Consider the following 18,974-nt stretch of genomic DNA (forward strand, 5'->3'; position numbering starts at 1 on the left):
CCGGCCCCCTAGGTGAAGGGGATCGGCTGGTGGCACGTGAAGGGCACGGAGACCTCGTACGCGCCGTTCTTGAGCTGGACGAGTGCTCCGCAGCCGAAGCTGTCCTTCTGCCCCTTGGGCTCCGCACGGTCCCCGACGAGCGTGCCGGTGTCGGAGAAGTTCTGCGCGGCGGCCTGGAAGGACTCGGCGGTCAGGTCCTTGCCGGCCTTGGCGGCGATGGACAGGAACAGGTCGGCCGACATGTACCCGGTGAGCGTGTGCATGCTGAGCGGGACCTCCTGGCCGCCCGCGGCCGCCTTCACGTCGGCCTTGAACCGGGCCATCTGCGGGTCCGCCGACTCGAAGGGCTGGAACTGCAGCAGCACGTGCACCCCGTCGAGGGCCTGTCGGGTGGCCTCCTTGGTGAGCAGGCCCGGATCGTAGTCGGTCGGGTCGGAGAGCAGGCCCTGGTAGCCGCTGCGCTTGAGCGCGGTGAACAGCCCGATGTTGTTGGGGGTCTGCATGACGGAGACGACGGCGTCCGGGGCCTTGCCGCCGTTGCTCGCCAGGATCTCCTTCACGTACGCGGACCAGTCGCTTGGCACGGCCGTGCCGGGGACGGAGGCCTTGGCGTAGGAGACGGTGAACCCGGCGCCTGCGAAACCCTGCTGGAAGGTGCGGACCCCGAACCTGCCGGCGTCGCTGTCGTTGGCGATGACCGCGACGGACTTGCCCCGGGCTCCGCCGAGCAGGCGGGCGATGCCCTCGGGCCAGGTCTGGTTGACGGTGCCGCCGGGGGAGGGGACCAGGCAGCCGTTGAACCCGTAGATGAACTTCGGTCCGCAGAAGGAGGGCAGCGTGCCCCAGCCGAAGGTGGGGACCTTCTGCTGCTCCAGGAAGTCGGCTCCGGCGAAGGTCACCGAGCTCATGGGGGAGACCGCGAAGACCTTGTCCTGCTGGACGAGCTTGCGGGCCGCCGCCAGGTTCCTGGCCGGGTCCTGGCCGTCGTCCTCGGCGCCCAGGTAGTCGATCCGGCGGCCGTTGACCCCGCCCTCGGCATTGGCCCTGAGGTAGCGGGCCCTGGCGCCGAGGTCCGTGTCCTTCTTGCTGTAGCCGCCGGCGCTGGTCATCGACACGATGCCGCCGACCTTGATCGAGTCGGCGGTGACCCCGCGGGTGGTCCCCGCACCGCCGGGGCCGCCGCTCGGGCCGGCGCCGCCCGAGGTGGCGGCCGAGTTGCAGGCGGAGGCGAGGGCGAGGGCCGCGGCCGCGGCTGCCAGCGTGCGGATCGGTCGCAACATGTCGGGGATCCCCTCCGTCGGAGTCCCCGCATTCTGTGCCGCACCTGACGGGTCGTCAATATTCGCGGCCGGGCAAAGTGATGGACCGTCAGAACAGTGGCGTGGTCGTCGGGTCACCTCTGGTAGAGCGCCGCCACCTCCCTCTCGTACGCCTTCTCGATTGCCCGGCGCTTCAGCTTGAGCGAGGGGGTCAGCAGCCCCTGCTCCTCGGTGAACTGCTCCGGCAGCACCCGGAAGTCGCGGATCGCCTCCGCCTGCGACACCAGGGTGTTGGCCGCCACCACCGCCCTGCGGACCTCCGTCGCCAGCTCGGCGTCGTGGACCAGGTCCGCCGCCGGCAGCTGCGGCCGGCCCCGCATGGCGAGCCAGTGCGCGACGCCCTCCATGTCCAAGGTGAGCAGCGCGGCGATGTACGGCCGGTCGTTGCCCACCAGTACGCACTGGGAGACCAGGGGGTGCGACCGCACCCGCTCCTCCAGGGCGTTGGGAGCCACGCTCTTGCCGTTGGAGGTCACCAGGATCTCCTTCTTGCGGCCGGTGATGGTCAGGTAGCCGTCCGCGTCGAGCCGCCCCAGGTCACCGGTGGCGAGCCAGCCGTCGCGCAGCACCGCCTCGGTGGACAGCGGATCGTTGAGGTATCCCGCGAAGATGTGCGCGCCGTGCAGCCACACCTCGCCGTCCTGCGCGATGTGCACCGTGCTGCCGGGGATCGGCCGGCCCACGGTCCCGTACTTCGTCGCCCCCGGCGGGTTCGCTGTCGCCGCCGCGCAGGACTCGGTCAGCCCGTACCCCTCGAAGATCGTGATCCCGGCGCCCTCGAAGAACAGCCCGAGCCGCCGGGACATCGCCGACCCGCCCGACATGGCGTGCCGCACCCGCCCGCCCATCGCCTCACGGACCTTCGCATAGACCAGTTTCTCGAAGAGCTGGTGCTCCATCCGCAGGGCCGCCGACGGCCCCGGCCCGGTGCCGAAGGCCTTCTCCTCGCGGGCCTGCGCGTACCGCACCGCCGTCTCCACCGCCCGGCCGAAGGGGCCGGTGCGCCGCTCCGCCTCCGCCGTGCGGCGGGCCGCCGCGAAGACCTTCTCGAAGACGTGCGGCACCCCCAGCACGAAGGTCGGCCGGAACGCCGCCAGGTCCGGCAGCAGCTCGGCCGCCGCCAGGACCGGCTGGTGCCCGAGCTTGACCCGCGCCCGGACGGCCGCCACCTCCACCATCCGCCCGAAGACGTGGGCCAGCGGCAGGAACAGCAGCGTGGAGGGCTGCTCACCGGCCCGGGACTGGAAGACGGACTCCCAGCGGTCCACCATCGTGTCCGCCTCGTACATGAAGTTCGCGTGGGTGAGCACGCACCCCTTGGGCCGGCCGGTGGTCCCGGAGGTGTAGATCACGGTGGCGACCGCATCCGGGGTCACGGCTCCGCGGTGGCGGTGCACCACGTCCTCGGCGACCCCCCGCCCGGAGTCCACCAGCTCGTCCACCGCACCCGTGTCGAGCTGCCACAGCCTCCGCAGTCGGGGCAGCCGGTCGATCACCGAGCCCACCGTCATGGCCTGGTCCTCGTTCTCCACGACGCAGGCCGTGCAGTCGGAGTCGTACAGGATCCAGTGCACCTGCTCGGCGGAGGACGTCGGATAGACGGGCACCGGCTGGGCGCCGACGGCCCACAGGGCGAAGTCGAACAGCGTCCACTCGTACCGGGTCCGGGACATCACGGCCACCCGGTCCCCGAAGCGGACCCCCTGGGCCAGCAGCCCCTTGGCCAGGGCGAGCACCTCGGCGGCCAGCTCGCCGGAGGTCACGTCCTGCCACACGCCCCCGGTCTTGCGGCCGAGGACCACCCGGCCGGGATCCTGGCGGGCGTGCAGGAAGACGGTGTCGGCCAGGCCGCCGACGGGCGAGCCCGTGACGACGGGTGGGACGGTGATCTCGCGCAAGGCCCCGCTCCTCTCCGCACAGCGCGGCGACGCTACCCCACGCCCGAACACAGATGATCAGCCCGCGGATTCCTCCACAAGACCTCCTCAGCGCGGTTCCGGTACAGCCGGGACCCGTGGTGCGGCGCTGGTCAGCGGTACGGCTGAGGCGCTGCGCACCCCCGAGGACGGCCGCGGCCAGGGCCTCTGCGGCGCCCGTCGGCCGCTGCCCCCGGAGCAGTGCGCACCCCACCGGCCCTGCTCCGCCAGCCCGCCCACCCGCACCGGGCCCGGCGGGATCAGCCCCGGGTGTGCGCCCTCACGCCCAGCCCGGCCGACCCGGGTGCTCGCGCCGACGGATCGCCGGCCTCCTCGTCCGCCGCCGCCGGATTCCCGGGCCGCGTCGACAGCGGTCCGGTCCTGCTCGTCGTCCGCGCCGCCTTCAGCGCGGGCCTGGCCGCCGCATCCGGCGCCGGGTCAGCCTGCCGCGGCTCGCGCCCTGCTGCTGGTGGAGGCCGTCCTGCGCGCCCTGATGCTGCTCGTCAGCCGGTACGGGGCCGGCCGCCTCCGGCTCGGCCGCGCGGACCGCATCGCTTCCCGTCCGCCGGGTCGAGGAAGAGCCTGGCCGCCGGACTCCCCAGGGTGAGCGTCCTGTTGGGAGCCGACGCCGCCTGACGGCGCCGCCGCTCATCCCTCAGATCCGGCTACTGGTCTGCGCGGTCAACGCCCGCCGCCGCGACCGAACCTGCCGCCGACGGTGTGGCGGAGGTCTCCCCACCGTCCGAACACCCCGCTGTGCAGGACCGGTAGCGTTCGGCGGTGACCTGGACACGCCCGATCGCCGCCCGCGCCGAACGCCCCTGCACGCTCGTGGTCTGCCGCGGCTGCTGCTGCGGCGACCCCCGCAAGACCCCCGGCTCCGACCATGCCGGGCAGCTCGCCCGGCTGCGCGCGGCCGCCGCCGCCTCCGACGGCCGGCTGGCGGTCCGTACGAGCGACTGCCTCGGCCCGTGCGCACAGGCCAACGTGATCGTGGTCCAGCCCACCAGCGAGGCCCGGCGCCGCGGCGCCCGCGCGGCCTGGTTCGGCTGGGCCCTGGACGACACGGCGACCGACGAGATCATCGCCTGGGCCCGGTCCGGCGGCCCCGGGGCCACCCCGCTGCCCGCCACCCTCGACCTGCACCGGATCGACCCCCCGGCCGACCAGGCCTCCCCGCCCGCCGCCTCCCGCTCCGGGCGCCGCGGCCGCCGCGCGCGCTGAGACGGCCGGGGGCCGCGTCTGCGGGGCGCTGCCCCGGCGCCGCCGCCTCGCGGCCCCTCGCTTCGCGGCGGCCCCGGTCTCCTCGCGTCACAGGGTGATGCGCTCCTCGCCGGCGTAGACGTTCATGTCCGCCCCGCGCAGGAAGCCCACCAGGGTGAGCCCCGACTCCGCGGCCAGGTCCACGGCGAGCGAGGACGGGGCCGACACGGCCGCCAGCACCGGGATGCCCGCCATCACGGCCTTCTGGGCCAGCTCGAAGGAAGCCCGGCCCGACACCAGCAGGACCGCCCCGGCCAGCGGCAGCCGGCCCTCTTGCAGGGCCCGGCCGACCACCTTGTCCACCGCGTTGTGCCGCCCCACGTCCTCCCGCACGTCCAGCAGGTCGCCCTCCGCCGAGAACAGGCCCGCCGCATGCAGCCCGCCCGTCCGGTCGAAGACCTTCTGCGCCGCGCGGAGCCGGTCCGGGAGTTCGCCGAGGAGCCGCGCGGGTACCCGTACCGGGTCGGCGGCGACGGCACCGGGAAAGCGGGTCGCGGTGCGTACGGCGTCCAGGCTGGCCTTGCCGCACAGACCGCAGGAGGACGTGGTGTAGACGTTCCGCTCCAGGGTGATGTCCGGCACCGCGACACCCGCGGCCAGCTGCACGTTGACGACGTTGTAGGTGTTCACCCCGTCCGCGTCCGCCCCCTCGCAGTAGGTGACGGCCCGTACGTCGTCGGCGGAGCCCAGCACGCCCTCGCTCACCAGGAAGCCCGCCGCGAGCGCGAAGTCGTCGCCCGGCGTGCGCATGGTGATGGCCAGTGGCCTGCCGTTCAGCCGTATCTCCAGCGGCTCCTCGGCCACCAGCGTGTCCGGCCTGGCCCCGGCGACCCCGTTCCGGATCCGTACGACGCGACGACGCTCCGTGACGCGTCCCATGGCGATCAGCCCACCCCTTCTGTTCTCGTCCGCTGTTCTCGCCGGCCGTCCCCGTCGGCAACCGACAAGGTCATTGTCCCGGTTCCGCTTCGCACGCGGCTCCCGGCAGGAGGATCCTCGGGAAGCTCCAAATTCCAGTGCCGGAATCCTGTCGGGTCACACGCCCCCGTACCCACCGGTAGCAGGCGAAGCTGGGTGATCCTGACTTCCGTACGAGGGGGGACCCCGCCCATGACCGGTTCACGCGTGGTGGCGCTAGGGCACTACCAGCCCGCGAGAGTGCTCACCAACGAGGACCTCGCGGCCATGGTGGAGACCACCGACGAGTGGATCCGTTCCCGGGTCGGCATCAAGACCCGCCACATGGCCGGCCCCGACGAGCCGGTCGACGAGCTGGCCTACCAGGCGGCCGGCAAGGCCCTGGCGAGCGCGGGCCTGACCCCTGACGACATCGACCTGGTCCTGGTGGCCACCTCCACCGCGATCGACCGCTCGCCCAACATGGCCGCGCGCGTCGCCGCCAAACTGGGCATGGGCGGCGGCCCCGCCGTGATGGACCTGAACGTCGTCTGCTCGGGCTTCACCCACGCCCTGGCCACCGCCGACCACGCGATCCGGGCCGGCTCCGCCACCCGCGCCCTGGTCATCGGCGCCGACAAGATGACCGAGATCACCGACTGGTCCGACCGCACCACCTGCGTCCTCACCGGCGACGGCGCCGGCGCGGCCGTCGTCGAGGCCAGTGCGGAGCCGGGCATCGGCCCGGTGCTGTGGGGCTCGGTCCCGGAGATGGGCCACGCGGTGCGCATCGAGGGTTCGCCGCCGGTCTTCGCGCAGGAGGGCCAGGCGGTCTACCGCTGGACCACCAGCCAGCTCCCGCCGCTGGCCCGCAAGGTGTGCGAGAAGGCCGGGATCACCCCGCAGGATCTGGCCGCGGTCGTCCTGCACCAGGCCAACCTGCGGATCATCGAGCCCCTCGCCCAGAAGATCGGCGCGGTCAACGCGGTCGTCGCCCGCGACGTCGTCGACTCCGGGAACACCTCGGCCGCCAGCATCCCGATGGCCCTGTCCAAGCTCGTGGAGCGCGGCGAGATCCCCTCGGGGGCCCCGGTCCTCCTGTTCGGCTTCGGCGGCAACCTCTCCTACGCCGGTCAGGTCATCAGCTGCCCCTGACCCGCACCCCGGCACCCGCCGGACCGAAGCCCGCCCCGCCCGGGAGCCTCGGCCGGCCGGTGTACCGCGCCGGACGCCCGCGACGCCGCGAGACGCATCGTCTCGGGGCGTCGCGTTGGGTATGCGTGCAGGTCAGCGCGGCGTGGCGGGACACCGGCCGGGCAGATATCTGGTCGGAACCCCGCCAATCCTTTGCTATGGTTGTCCATGTCGCCGCGGGAAACCGGGGCCGACCACCGGTCCGGGTGGCGGAATGGCAGACGCGCTAGCTTGAGGTGCTAGTGCCCTTTATCGGGCGTGGGGGTTCAAGTCCCCCCTCGGACACAGATGAGAACCCCACTCCGGTGGGGTTCTTCTGCATGTCCCGGCGCTTTCCTGCACGGCGGTCGGCGGCCCCGCGGGCGGCCCGAGCGCGTCCTGCCCCCGGCTCGCCCTATGCAGGTGCCGAAGTCCGGGGCCGTTCGGGCCGGGCGCTGCGGGAGCGGCGGCGCGGGGGAGATGCTGGGCCCGGGCGTTCGCAGCGACGGCAGGGGGTCCCATGAGCCCGGACGCGATGGTCACGCACTTCGTCGGAGCGGCCGCCGTGGTCCTGGTCGTCGCCCACGGCGCCGGGCGGTGCGCACGGTGGCTGCGGCAGCCGGTGATCGTCGGGCAGCTGGCCGCCGGGATCGCCCTGGGACCGACCCTGCTGGGCGCCGCCGCCCCCGGCGCGGCCCGGCTGCTGTTCCCGACCGAGATCGGGCCGATGCTCAGCGCTCTGTCCCAACTGGCCCTGGTCGTCTTCCTGTTCCTGATCGGGTACGAGCTGGACCTCCCGGTCCTGCGGCGGCGCGCCCGCACCGTGGTCGCGGTCTCCCTCGCCGCCTTCCTCCTCCCCATGGCCCTGGGCACCGCAGCGGCCCTGTGCTTCCGCGAGGAACTGGTGCGGCTGGGGGCGCCTGCCGGGATGCCCCTGCCCGCCGTGCTGTTCCTGGGGGTGGCCCTGTCCGTGACTGCCGTCCCGGTCCTGACGGCCATCGTGCGGGAGAACGGGCTGACCGGGTCGCTGCCCGGAGTGATCGCCGTATCCGCCGCCGGTCTCATCGACGTCCTGGGCTGGGCCGTCCTGCTCGGCGCCCTGTTCGACGCCGACGGCCGGGACGCCCGCTCGGTGGCGCTGCGGCTGCTCCTCGTGCTGCTGCTCACCACGGCGGTCCTGCTCGTGGCCCGGCCGCTGCTGCGCCGGCTGACGGCCGGCGGCGGCCCGGACCCCTCGTACCGGCCGGCGGTCCTGGTGGGATTCGCCTGCGGCTGCGCCTGGGCGACCAGCGCCCTCGGGCTCCACGTGATCTTCGGAGCCCTGCTGGCGGGGGTGGCGGCTCCGCGCGGACCGGGATCCGGCGCCGTCGCGGTGCGGCCCCTGCAGGAGCTGTCGGCGCTGCTGCTGCCCTTCTTCTTCGTCGTATCGGGCCGCAACGTCTCCGTGCGCGGGCTCGGCGGCGCCGCTCTGCTCGCCCTGGCCGCCGTCACGCTGCTCGCCGTACTCGTCAAGGTGGGCAGCGGATGGGGCGCGGCGCGGCTGTGCGGAGTGGGACGCGATGACGCCCGCACCATCGGGGTGCTGCTCAGCACCCGCGGCCTCACCGAACTGATCGCTCTCGACGCGGGCTTCCGGGCCGGACTGATCGCCGGCCCGCTCTACGCCGTGTTCGTCCTCATGGCCCTCGCCACCACGGCCCTCACCCAGCCGCTGCTGGTCCTGGTGCGGAGCCGGGCCCGCCGACGGGAGCGACGCCCGGCGGACGGTGCGGGCGGCGGGACGGGCACGCCGGACCCGGTGCCCGCCGCCGGGACGGGCACGCCGGACACCCTGCCCGCCGTCGGCCGGCCGGCCGGACCGGAGCCGGTGACCCGGACGCCGGACCACGAGGTCCCTCCGCGGCTCGGCCCGGCCCGGATGCGGCGGAGCGGCCTACGTGTGCAGGACCACCAGGCCGTCCGGGGTGCTCAGGCTGCCCGGCACCACCTCGGTGAAGGTGTGCGGCAGGGACAGGCGGGGCACGCCGCCGCCCGGGTCCGCCTCGAAGAAGTAGGCCGCCGCCGCCGCGGAGTCGCTGACCAGGTGCGGTCCGCCGGGCGCGGTGGCGGTGCCGGGGAGCGGGGCACGGAACAGCCGCCGCAGCCGCCGAAGTTGGCGAAGCGTCTCCGGGGTGGCCGGGGCCGGCGCCGACGACGGCTCCGGCCGGGGCTGCTCCCCGGGCCGGCCCGCGGCCACGCCCGCCGGGGCCGGGGGGCCAGCCGCCGGGTCGGGCGGGATCGCACCGCTGAGGAGGAGGGCGAGGAGCACCGGGACCGCCTTGCGGCGCAGTGCCTCGGTGGCTGCGGGCAGGCGGTGGGCGTGCACGGCGGGCAGCGACAGGGCGAGGCTGCCCGCGGCGCCACCGGCGGCGATGGGGACCGCCGAGCACACCACCCCCGGCGCGTACTCGCGCAGGTCGAAGACGGGCGCTCCGGGAGCCACCGCGTCCAGGGCGTGGAACAACGCCCGGCTGTCCGTGATGGTGCGGGCGGTCAACCGCGCCGGCCGGTGCCGGGCCACGTGGTCGGCGCGGCCGTCGTGGTCGAGCTGGGTCAGCAGGCACTTGCCGACCGCGCTGGCGTGCGCGGCCTCCCGGAAGTCCACCCACTCCCGCACCGGGGGCGCCCCCGGCCCGTCGGCCATCTGCGTGATGTGCACCTCGCCGTCGGCGTACCGGCTCAGGTACACCGCCGCGCCCGCGCTGTCCCGGGCCAGCGCCAGCGTGCGCTGGAGCTGGCCCGCCAGCCCGCGGCCGCCCGGCGCGGCCAGCCGGTCGAGGGCCGCGCCCGGCGCGTACACCCCGGCGCCCGGCCGGCAGGCGTACTCCTCCTCGCACAGCATCGCCAGCAGGGGTCCCAGTTCCGCCCCGGCCAGCCCGGACTCCCGACCGAGCCGGGCCGTCCTGACCCCCAGCGGGTGCCGTTCCAGGACGTGTACGACGGCCAGCGCCCGGCGGGCCTCCGCCAGGGCGCCGCCGGTCCCCGTCCGCACGACGCCGGCGCGGGCGGCCGCCGTCAGCGCGGGATGGCGCAGCGGCCCCGCGTCCGGCCGGGGCGCGGCAGCCGGGACGTCGGCGGGCGGCGGCAGGAAGGCGGCGAGGACCCCGGGCAGCCCCGGCCTCGGCAGCGGCACCGGCCCCAGATCGGGGTCGTCCACCTGCTCGACGTAGCGCAGGACGGCGGCCTGGGCGCACAGCCGGACCTCCCGCAGGTCGCGGCGGCCGCCCGGCCGGAACCCGCGGCGGCCCAACTCGCGGGCCCACAGCCCGGCGTCGTGGTGCTCGCCGCGCCGGGAGTGGTCGAGGAAGAGGCAGTAGGCCGCCGGGGCCGTCCACGGCCGGCCCGAACCGGCGGCGAACTGCCACCAGAAGCGGGCCCCTTCGCGCAGCCCGGCCAGGTGCAGCAGACAGCCGAACACCACCGCCCCGGCCAGGTCGGTGTGGGCGTGCGCGAGGAAGGCGGCGAGGCGCCCCTCGGCCTCCGGGGCGCACACGCAGGCCAGGCAGGCGGCCTTGAGGTCGCGCCGGGCCCGTTCGGCGTCGAGCGGGCAGTCCCGCGCCGGGTCGCTCCAGCCGTGGGAACGGCGGGTGCGGGCGACGGCAGGATGCGGGGAGCGCAGCAGCCGGGCCTCGGCCGCGCCGAGGTCGTAGTGCGGGTAGCGGTCGCGGACCCCCGCCCGGGCCAGGAGCTCGGCGAGGGGCCGGGGGAGGCCGTCGTCCTCCCGGGGACCGTGCCGCTCGTGGCGCCTCATGACCCCGCCGAGGCGTCGAGCAGGCGGGAGAGCCGCCGGTGCGCCTGGCCGAGGTAGGAGCCGACGGTGGCCTCGTCGACGCCCATCACGGCAGCGGCCTCGCCCGGGGAGCACCGGAGCCCGTACCGCAGCAGGACGGCGTCGCGCTGCCGTTCGGCGAGGCGGGAGACGGCCGAGTAGAAGCGGATGGTGTCGGTCAGCACCTCGTACTGGTCCTCGTGCGCCGCCTTGAGGGCCGCCTCGAAGGCGCTGATGTCCATCGGCTCGGGGCAGTGCTGCCGGGCCGGGCGGCCACGCTGCCGGTCGACGATGCAGTGCTTGAGCACCGTCCAGGCATGGGCGTCCAGCCGGTCCATGTGGAGCATCCGCAGCCACTGGCCCATGATCGAGTCGAAGGCGGCGTCCACCGTCTGCTCGGCCGCGGTGTCCGAGCCCAGGTGCAGGTACGCGAACCGCATGTACGCGGGCCGCCGGTCGGCGTGGAACGCCCAGTACGACAGGCGCGCCGCCGCGTCCCACCGGCTCATGGGCGTCGGCCGCGGGCGCCGGCTCGGCAGGCCCACGGCACCGCCGGACTCCTCGTGTCCGCCATCGCTCACCGTTCCACCTCATCCCCTGTGCGGGGCCCAGGAAAGCAGTGCGGGCGCATCCGAGGGGCGCAGAGCGGAAACCTGGAAATATTACGTTCGGTGATGACCGACTTGTGATCGATCTCGACCGGCCGAGCGGTCAACCAGCGCGTATGCATATGCCGCCAGCGGATGACGGTGCACGGCGTGTGACCATCCCATGATTCACTCGTTTGTCTGAGGCGTGAGCACATCACCGCGATTCCGCTCCACCGCCCTCGAACAGGCCGAGGCGGTGCTTGTCGAGCAGTACCCCCGCCTCGTGCGGCTCGCCTACCTCACCCTCCCCGACTCCCTCGGGCGCCACAGCCGGGTGCTGCTGGCCCACAAGGCCGTCCAGCGTGCCCTGCCCCGGTCGGCCTCGGCCGGCGCCCGCGGCGGACCGGGCGGCCCCGACAGCCCGGGCGGCCCCCTCGCCGAGGTGCGGGTACGGGTCCTGCGCTGCTGCCTCGCCCCCGCCGGACGGACGGGCTCCGCCCTGGCCCGGATCGGCCGGCCGCCGGTCCCGCCCTTCGTGTGGGGGCTGCGGCTGTGGCCCCCGGCCGGCGGGATCGAGGAGGCAGCCCGCCTGCTGACGGGCGTGCCCGCACAGGTCCGGGCCGCCTTCGTGCTGCACCGGATGGACGGGCTGCCCGAGGAGGCGGCCGCCCGGCTGCTGGGCGCGGCGGGCGTACCGGCCGCCGCCGACGTGCTCCGCGAGGCCCACGCCCTGCGCATCGGTGAAACGCTCCTGCGGGAGCTGGCGCGACCGGAGTTCGACGCCAGCGTGGTCAGCACGCGCCCCACCGACCTGCTGCGCCGGCGCCGCCGCGTGCGGACCGGGTGGGTCGCCGCGGCAGTGCTCGCCGCGGTCGGCGGCCTGCTCGTCGCCGACGCCTCGGCGCCGCCGTACACCGCCCGGCCCGCCGCCGGCTCGATGGCGGCCGGGGCGCTGGACCCCGGCCGGCTGGTCCGGGCCGGGGAGCAGGCCTGGGCCGACACCGCCCGCGTCGACTTCACGGCCTGGCCCGCCCGCGGCGGACGCACCCTCGACCGGGCCCTGCTCGCGCGGGCGCTCGGCAGCTGGTCGGATGCCGCGCAGCGGAGCGCCGCCGGGGCGGGAGCGGAGGGCCGGGGCGCCGAGGACACGGGCGCGGCCGGGGCGGATGCCTCCGGTCCAGGCGCCTCAGGTCCGGGCACGGCCGGACCCGGACCCGGTGCCGCCGCCGGCTCTGGCTCCGGCGCCCCGCCCTCCGCGCAGGCGGCGCCCGCCCGGGTGCTCTCCGGCGGGGTACGGGTCACGGCCGCCCCCGGCACCCCCACCGACCCGCCCGCCCGGCCCCCGCAGCTGCTCTACGCGGGGGACGCCGACGGCCGGTCCGTGGTCGTCCTGCTCGACGGGGACCGGGTGGTGCGCTACGCCGAGGCCCGCGGGGGACCGCCAGGCGGACGCGAGCTCGACTTCGCCCGCACCGACGAGGCCGGGGTCACCACGGCCGCCGCGCTCTCCCTGGTCCGCAGCCCCGACGGCGCCCGGGCCCGCTACCTGCTCGCCCCGTGGATCGCCTCCGCGGGCACCCGCGACCTGCTGCGGGCCGCGGACGAGGCCACGCCGCTGGACGTGGCGGCCGACGGTGTCACGGCCCCCGTCGAGGTGCCCCGCGCAGCCGGCGCCTGCGCGGCCTGGCCCGCCCTGGAGGTCACCTCCTCGGCCCGCATCGTGGAGAAGCACTCCTTCGTCCTCGCCGACCTGGGCGCGCTGACCCCCGTACACCTCACCTACACCCCGCTGCCCGACGGGCCGGGCGCCGTGGCCGCGCGGCAGCCCCGCGAAGCCACCGGGGCAGCCGCCCGGGCCGCCTGGGCGCCCACCGCCTGCCGCCTCCGGGAGATGGCCGGCGCGGGGGTACGCGCCGTCAACATCTGGGAGTTCGCCGCCTCCGAACTGCCCGACGGCGGCGGCCGGGCCGTCTGGTCCTGCACCCGCGCCTCCGGCTGGGCGGGCCCCGGCGACGTGCTCGTCCGGCTGGCTCCGGCGTCCGGGGCGCCGCAGGACGTGGCGCGGGCCCGGGCCACGGCCGCCTGCGGCCGCTTCGGCCAGCACCTCCTCGCGGGGACCCGGTGGCGCTCGCCCGCCGGGCGGTGGTACCTGGTCGCGGCGGGCAGCCGGGAGGTCACCGGGATCACCGCCACCGGTGCGGTCCGGGCGGAGGCCCAGGGCCGGGCCCTGGCCGCGCCCGCCGGCCCGGAGGGAGCCGCGGTCCGGCTGACCGGCCGCCTCGCGAGCGGCGGCCGGGTCACCGCACTCGACGGCGCGGGCGGCGGCCGCGACTGACCGGGGGCGCCCGGTGCCCCCGACGGGTCAGGGGCACCGCGCGCCGCCTGTAACATTGGCCCATTGCGAGGGCCGTGACGGAGAGGTCACTGCCCTCGCTTTTGCGTATGTCCACCCAAGGAAAAAGCGGGGCGTGGCCTTTCACCGGTTCGATACGATGAACCGCACCGATTTCGGCAGGCCACGCGATACCGCACATATGAAATGGAGCATCCGAGGATGGCTCGACACCTGATCACCAGCGCGCTTCCGTACATCAACGGGATCAAGCACCTGGGCAACATGGTCGGGTCGATGCTTCCGGCGGATGTGTACTCCCGGTACCTCCGCCAGCGCGGCCACGACGTCCTCTACATCTGCGCCACCGACGAGCACGGCACCCCCGCCGAACTCGCCGCCAAGGCAGCCGGCCTCTCGGTCGCCGAGTTCTGCGCGCAGGCCCACGACGCCCAGAAGGCGGTCTACGACGGCTTCGCGCTGTCCTTCGACTACTTCGGCCGCAGCTCCTCGGAGCAGAACCGCGAGATCACCCAGCACTTCGCGCGCCGGCTGCAGGAGAACGGCTTCATCGAGGAGCGCGCGATCCGGCAGGTCTACTCCCCGGTCGACGGCCGCTTCCTCCCGGACCGCTACGTAGAGGGCACCTGCCCGCACTGCGGCTACGACAAGGCCCGCGGCGACCAGTGCGAGAACTGCACCCGCGTCCTGGACCCCACGGACCTGATCGAGCCCCGCTCGGCCATCTCCGGCTCCACCGAGCTGGAGGTCCGCGAGACCAAGCACCTCTTCCTCCTCCAGTCCAAGCTGCAGGTCGAGGTCGAGGCCTGGGTCGCGCAGCACGAGGAGGAGTGGCCGCAACTGGCCTCCTCCATCGCCCGCAAGTGGCTCACCGAGGGCCTGCACGACCGCGCCATCACCCGTGACCTGGACTGGGGCGTGCCAGTGCCGGCCGACACCTGGCCCGAGCTCGCCGCCGACGGCAAGGTCTTCTACGTCTGGTTCGACGCCCCGATCGAGTACATCGGCGCGACGAAGGAGTGGGCCGACCTCGACCCGGCCCACGGCGACTACCGTTCCTGGTGGTACGAGGCCGAGGACGTCCGCTACACCCAGTTCATGGCCAAGGACAACGTCCCCTTCCACACCGTGATGTTCCCCGCCACCGAGCTGGGCACCCGCGAGCCGTGGACGAAGGTCGACTACGTCAAGGCCTTCAACTGGCTGACGTACTACGGCGGAAAGTTCTCCACCTCGCAGAAGCGCGGTGTCTTCACCGACCAGGCGCTGGAGATCCTCCCCGCCGACTACTGGCGCTACTTCCTCATCGCCAACGCGCCCGAGTCCGACGACTCCTCCTTCACGTGGGAGCACTTCACCGCCACGGTCAACAAGGACCTTGCCGACACCCTCGGCAACTTCGTCAACCGCGTGCTCTCCTTCTCCCGCAAGCGCTTCGGCGACGAGGTGCCGGCGGGCAACGCGGCCGGCGGCGCCGAGGCGAAGCTGGGCGAGCAGATCGCCGAACTCCTCGCCGAGTACGAGGGCCACATGGAGGACCTGCAGTACCGCAAGGCCGCAGCCGCGCTGCGCGCCCTGTGGTCGGCCGGAAACTCCTACCTGGAGGAGAAGGCCCCCTGGCTCGAGATCAAGACCGACCCCGAGGCCGCCGCGCTGACCCTGCGCACCGCGATGAACCTCATCCACCTCTACTCGGTGGTCTCCGAGCCGCTCATCCCGGCCTCGGCCCGGACCATGCGCTCCGCCTTCGCCCTCGACGGCGACACCGCGGCATGGGTGACCCCGGAGCAGGCCAAGGCCCTGGACTCGGTTCCGGCCGGCACGCCGTTCACGGTTCCGCCGGTGCTTTTCGCGAAGATCACCGAAGAGGACCTGGAGTCGTACAAGGAGCGCTTCGGCGGCTCCCCGGACGAGGCCTGACACCACCGCCCGCAGGGCGCGCCCGTGGCCACACCGACCCGTCGTCTCGTTGACGGACCGCCCCCCGACGAAGCCCGTCCGGCAGGCGGCCCGTCGCTCGGGCGGTCTGGCGCAGATCCGGTGGTACCGCGAGGATGATGACACGCGCATGTCATTAACCGGGCGGCGTGCATCCTCGCGGTGCACACGGAGAAGGGCGACGACACGATGAACAGATCCGCCTCCAGGGGTGCGGCCCGAGCGGGTCGGGCGGGCCGGGCGTGCCTCGCCTTCGGTGCGGCCTTGGCGTCGACCGTGCTCTGCGCCACCGTGAGTGCGGCGGCGCCCACGGACGTGAGTGCGGCCGGAGCATCCCCGTCGCGTACGGACGGCCGTCAACGCGCCTGTCCCGTCGTGTACTTCGACCTCGGCGAGACCCTCGTGCACACCGGCGCCGACGGCAGCATCGACTACCGGACCGGAGCGGCCGTCTATCTGCGCGCCCTGCGCGAGCGCCACATCGGCATCGGGCTGATCACCAACGTTCCCCCCTCCTGGGGTGCGACCGACGCCGAGCGTGCCGCCAGGCTGAAGAGGGAAGTCGACGCTTCGTGGAAGGGCTCTGCGCCCTTTGCCTGGGAGGACTTCGCCGACCGCATCCTCACCCCCCGCACCGAGGCCGAACGCAAACCGGCCCCGGTTCTCTGGCAGCGCGCGAAGGCCGATGCGGGGCGTTGCCGGCTCGTCTTCCAGGCGGAGACGGCCGAAGAGGTCCAGGTCGCCGCCTCGTTGGGCTTCGTGCCGTACCAGATCGGACAGCCCCACCGGCCCGCGTTCCTCCCGGTCGGCCTGGTCGAACTCCTCGGTGCACCGCTGCCGGGGGCCGACGGGCGGCCGTGACGCACCGAGCGCCCCCCGACCGGGTGCCCTTTCCGCCGGCCCCGTGGGTGTGCTGCGTGCGTACGGTCCGGGGGGTGCGGGCGGACGGGCATTTCGGCTGACCGGTCACCGCGGCCGGACGGGTGACCTATCCTTCCGTGCGTGGATCAGCTGACCGCCGAAGACCCCAGCCGCATCGGACCGTACCGCCTGATCGCCCGGTTGGGCGCCGGGGGCATGGGGCTGGTCTACCTGGGCCGCTCCGAAGGCGGGCGCACGGTGGCCGTGAAGGTCGTCCAGGGCGAGTTCGCCGGAAACCCCGAGTTCCGCCGGCGGTTCGCCCGCGAGGTGGCTGCCGCGCGGCGGGTGGGCGGGAGCTGGACGGCGGCGGTGCTCGACGCCGACACGGAGGCGGCCGTGCCCTGGGTGGCGACCCGGTACATCCCGGGCCCCGACCTGCACAAGGTCGTCGCCCGGGACTTCGGGCCGCTGCCCGAGGACTCGGTGCGGACCCTCGCCAACCGGCTCGCCCTCGCCCTGCGGGCCGTACACGGAGCAGGGCTGATCCACCGCGACCTCAAGCCGTCCAACGTGCTCGTCACCGTCGACGGCCCCCGCGTCATCGACTTCGGCATCGCCCGCGCGATGGACAGCCTGACCGGGGACAGCCTGCACACGCGCACCGGCATGCTGATCGGCTCGCCCGGGTTCATGTCCCCGGAACAGGTGCGCGGCCGTGAACTGACGCCCGTGAGCGACGTCTTCTGTCTGGGCGCGGTCCTTGTGTACGCCGCCACCGGGCGCATGCTCTTCGGCGCCCGGGACACGGGGCTGAACGCGCACCTCTTCCGGGTCGCCGAGGAGGAGGCGGATCTGACCGGCGTACCGGAGTCGCTCGCCGCCCTGGTCGGCGCGTGCCTGCACAAGGACCCGGCACGTCGGCCCCTCCCCGAGGAGGTGGCGGAGCGTACGGCCGCCGATGCGGCGGGGGAGTGGCTGCCCGGTGCGGTACTGGCCCAACTGGGGCGTCATGCCGCTCAGTTGCTCGACTACGCCCCGGCCTCGCCGGTCGGACCCTCTTCCGTCGTCGGCCCCGCGTCCGGGTCCGGGTTCGGCTCCGGGTTCGGCTCCGGCTCCGGCTCGGTGCCCGCGCCCGCCGTCGGCGCCGGATCACCCGCCGTGGGCCCACCCGTTCCGACGCCCGACCCCCGCGTGGTGCCCCCGCAGTCCCGGCCGCAGCCCGGACCCCTGGACAGACCTCCGAACGAGCCCCCGGACGGCTCCCGCGCCGTGCCCGGCCCGCACAGCCCCCCGCCTCCCGCGTACCCGCCCGCGGCCCCGGGCCGGTTCGGGCCCGCGGACGGCTTCGGCCCGTCCCTGCACCCCGCGTCCGGGGACGTGTCGCGGCCGGCGCCCCCGCACCCCCGGCGATGGTGGGGCCTTGCGGTCCTCGCCCTGACCCAGCTCCTGGTGGTCGTCGAGGCCGCGCAGTTCAACCTGGTGCTTCCCCAGGTCAACGCCGAACTCGGCCTCAGCGCCGCCGGCCTGGGCCCGGTCTTCAGCGCCTACCTGCTCGCCCTCGGCGGCCTGCTCCTGCTCGGCGGGCACCTCGTCGACCTTGCCGGCGCCCGGCGGATGCTGGTGGTGGGCCTGGCCGGCTTCGCAGCAGCCGCCGTACTCGGCGGCGCGGCGGGCGGCTCCGGCACGCTGATCACCGCCCGCGCCCTGCAGGGCGCCTTCGCCGCCCTGCTCGTCCCGGCTGCCCTGTCCCTGGTCACCACCGGCTTCACCGACCTCCGGGAACGCAGCCGGGCCTTCGGGATCTACGCCGCAGTCGCCGCGGGCGGCGGCGCGCTGGGCGTGTACACGGGAGGCCTGCTCGCCGAGGCCTTGAGCTGGCGCTGGACCCTGTGGGCGGTGGCGCCCCTCGCCGTGCTCGCACTGATCGGCGCGCTCACCCTGCTGCCCGGCCGCTCCGGCCGCTCCGGCGGCAGGTTCGACGGGCTCGGCGTGCTCCTCGGCTCGGCGGGGTCCGCCGCGCTGACCTACGGTCTGGCCGAAGCCGAGAGCGCCGGCTGGGCCGTCCCGCAGAGCGTGTTCCTGCTGACGGGCGGCGCCGCGCTGTTCGCGGCCCTCCTGTGGTGGCAGAGCAGGGCCGCCGGGCGGCTGCTCCCGGCGCACGTCCTCGCGGACCGGAGCCGCCTGGGCTCCCTCCTGGCGCTGCTCCTCACCGGCGCCGCCTTCGTCGGCATGCTCCCGGCCCTCGGCTTCTTCGCCCAGCAGATCCGCGGCGAGGGACCGGTCGCGGCCGGGACGGCCCACCTGCCCCTGGTCGCCGCCGCACTCCTGGGCGCCACCCAGGTCTCCGCCCGCCTGCTGCCGCGCCTGGCGCCCCGCGCCCTGATCGTGTCCGGCCTCGCCGCCGCGGCCGCCGGGCTGGCGCTGCTGGCCGGGCAGGAGGGCGACACCGGCTACGCGACCGGGGTCCTGCCGGGGATGATCCTCGGCGGTTTCGGCCTGGGCCTTGCCCTGGTCCCGCTCTACGCCGTCGCCACGGCCGGGGTGGCGCTGCCGTACACCGGCGGGGCCACGGGAGTCCTGGCCACGGCCCACCACCTGGGCCAGTCGGTCGGCGGAGCCGTGCTCGGCACCGTCCTGGTGAGCCGCCTGGACCGGGTCTCGGACCAGACCGACGTGTTCGCCCGGCTGCTGGCCGCCTACACGACCACCCTGTGGTGGGCCGTCGGCGGCCTCCTGCTCGCAGCCCTGCTCGCCGGTCTCCTGGTCACGTCCGGCGCCCCGCGCGGCGCCCGCATCCCGGCCTGACCGCGACCCGCCGCCCGCCACACCACGGCGCAGGGGCGTACACGCGTGTGC

The 18,974-nt window shown here is 74.9% G+C and carries 10 protein-coding genes, 1 tRNA gene and 2 pseudogenes; 8 read left to right on the forward strand and 5 right to left on the reverse strand.

The features are described from left to right. Positions 1–8 precede the first annotated feature (8 nt). Both ACLJTM_RS17065 and ACLJTM_RS17070 read right to left on the reverse strand, forming a co-directional pair. Complete coding sequence (locus ACLJTM_RS17065; RefSeq protein WP_411104451.1) at positions 9–1,280, reverse strand: ABC transporter substrate-binding protein; 1,272 nt, start codon at positions 1,278–1,280, stop codon at positions 9–11. A gap of 113 nt (positions 1,281–1,393) precedes the next feature. Then, the gene (locus ACLJTM_RS17070) at positions 1,394–3,217 is read right to left on the reverse strand and encodes an AMP-dependent synthetase/ligase (RefSeq protein WP_411104452.1); all 1,824 of its coding nucleotides are present in this window, start codon (positions 3,215–3,217) and stop codon (positions 1,394–1,396) included. A gap of 798 nt (positions 3,218–4,015) precedes the next feature. On the opposite strand from ACLJTM_RS17070, the gene ACLJTM_RS17075 reads away from it, so the two are divergent. Continuing rightward, on the forward strand, positions 4,016–4,459 hold the full coding sequence (locus ACLJTM_RS17075; RefSeq protein ID WP_411104453.1) for a (2Fe-2S) ferredoxin domain-containing protein: 444 nt from the start codon (positions 4,016–4,018) through the stop codon (positions 4,457–4,459). Positions 4,460–4,546: 87 nt separating this feature from the next. On the opposite strand, the gene fdhD is transcribed toward ACLJTM_RS17075, so the two are convergent. Next, positions 4,547–5,377: a formate dehydrogenase accessory sulfurtransferase FdhD gene (fdhD, locus tag ACLJTM_RS17080; RefSeq protein ID WP_411104454.1), complete on the reverse strand. Its 831-nt coding sequence runs from the start codon at positions 5,375–5,377 to the stop codon at positions 4,547–4,549. A gap of 231 nt (positions 5,378–5,608) precedes the next feature. Between fdhD and ACLJTM_RS17085 the strand changes: the two genes are divergently transcribed. The 3 genes and pseudogenes from ACLJTM_RS17085 to ACLJTM_RS17095 all read left to right on the forward strand — a co-directional run. Continuing rightward, positions 5,609–6,550, forward strand: a complete 942-nt coding sequence (locus ACLJTM_RS17085) for a beta-ketoacyl-ACP synthase III (protein ID WP_411104455.1) — start codon at positions 5,609–5,611, stop codon at positions 6,548–6,550. A gap of 239 nt (positions 6,551–6,789) precedes the next feature. After that, positions 6,790–6,874 (forward strand) — tRNA-Leu (locus ACLJTM_RS17090). Between the two features lie 229 nt (positions 6,875–7,103). Then, a pseudogene (locus ACLJTM_RS17095) lies at positions 7,104–8,273 on the forward strand (cation:proton antiporter); the annotation flags it as partial. Positions 8,274–8,855: 582 nt separating this feature from the next. Here ACLJTM_RS17095 and ACLJTM_RS17100 read toward each other — a convergent pair. Together ACLJTM_RS17100 and ACLJTM_RS17105 are read right to left on the reverse strand one after the other, a co-directional pair. Continuing rightward, positions 8,856–9,599: pseudogene (locus tag ACLJTM_RS17100) on the reverse strand (IclR family transcriptional regulator C-terminal domain-containing protein); the annotation flags it as partial. Positions 9,600–10,354: 755 nt separating this feature from the next. Next, positions 10,355–10,957 (reverse strand): RNA polymerase sigma factor, encoded by a 603-nt coding sequence (locus ACLJTM_RS17105; protein WP_411104456.1) that lies wholly within the window; start codon positions 10,955–10,957, stop codon positions 10,355–10,357. Positions 10,958–11,171: 214 nt separating this feature from the next. Here ACLJTM_RS17105 and ACLJTM_RS17110 point away from each other — a divergent pair, with 214 nt between their 5' ends. From ACLJTM_RS17110 to ACLJTM_RS17125, 4 genes are all read left to right on the forward strand, one after another. Beyond that, positions 11,172–13,301 carry a hypothetical protein gene (locus tag ACLJTM_RS17110; protein WP_411104457.1) on the forward strand — a complete coding sequence of 710 codons (2,130 nt, stop codon included), beginning with the start codon at positions 11,172–11,174 and terminating at the stop codon, positions 13,299–13,301. 219 nt (positions 13,302–13,520) lie between these two features. Next, positions 13,521–15,239, forward strand: coding sequence for a methionine--tRNA ligase (metG, locus tag ACLJTM_RS17115; protein WP_411104458.1), 1,719 nt, complete (start codon positions 13,521–13,523; stop codon positions 15,237–15,239). Positions 15,240–15,521: 282 nt separating this feature from the next. After that, positions 15,522–16,118, forward strand: coding sequence for a hypothetical protein (locus tag ACLJTM_RS17120; RefSeq protein WP_411104459.1), 597 nt, complete (start codon positions 15,522–15,524; stop codon positions 16,116–16,118). A gap of 141 nt (positions 16,119–16,259) precedes the next feature. Continuing rightward, complete coding sequence (locus tag ACLJTM_RS17125; protein WP_411104460.1) at positions 16,260–18,923, forward strand: MFS transporter; 2,664 nt, start codon at positions 16,260–16,262, stop codon at positions 18,921–18,923. The last annotated feature ends 51 nt before the right edge of the window (positions 18,924–18,974 follow it).

It is taken from the genome of Streptomyces sp. cmx-4-9 (assembly GCF_046548835.1).
Lineage (GTDB): Bacteria > Actinomycetota > Actinomycetes > Streptomycetales > Streptomycetaceae > Streptomyces.

What these genes read in the sequence shown, in the direction of transcription:
- ACLJTM_RS17085 (WP_411104455.1), top strand. Translation starts at nt 5,609, where the DNA reads ATGACCGGTTCACGCGTGGTGGCGCTAGGGCACTACCAGCCCGCGAGA.
- fdhD (WP_411104454.1), bottom strand. Translation starts at nt 5,377, where the DNA reads ATGGGACGCGTCACGGAGCGTCGTCGCGTCGTACGGATCCGGAACGGG.
- ACLJTM_RS17065 (WP_411104451.1), bottom strand. Translation starts at nt 1,280, where the DNA reads ATGTTGCGACCGATCCGCACGCTGGCAGCCGCGGCCGCGGCCCTCGCC.
- metG (WP_411104458.1), top strand. Translation starts at nt 13,521, where the DNA reads ATGGCTCGACACCTGATCACCAGCGCGCTTCCGTACATCAACGGGATC.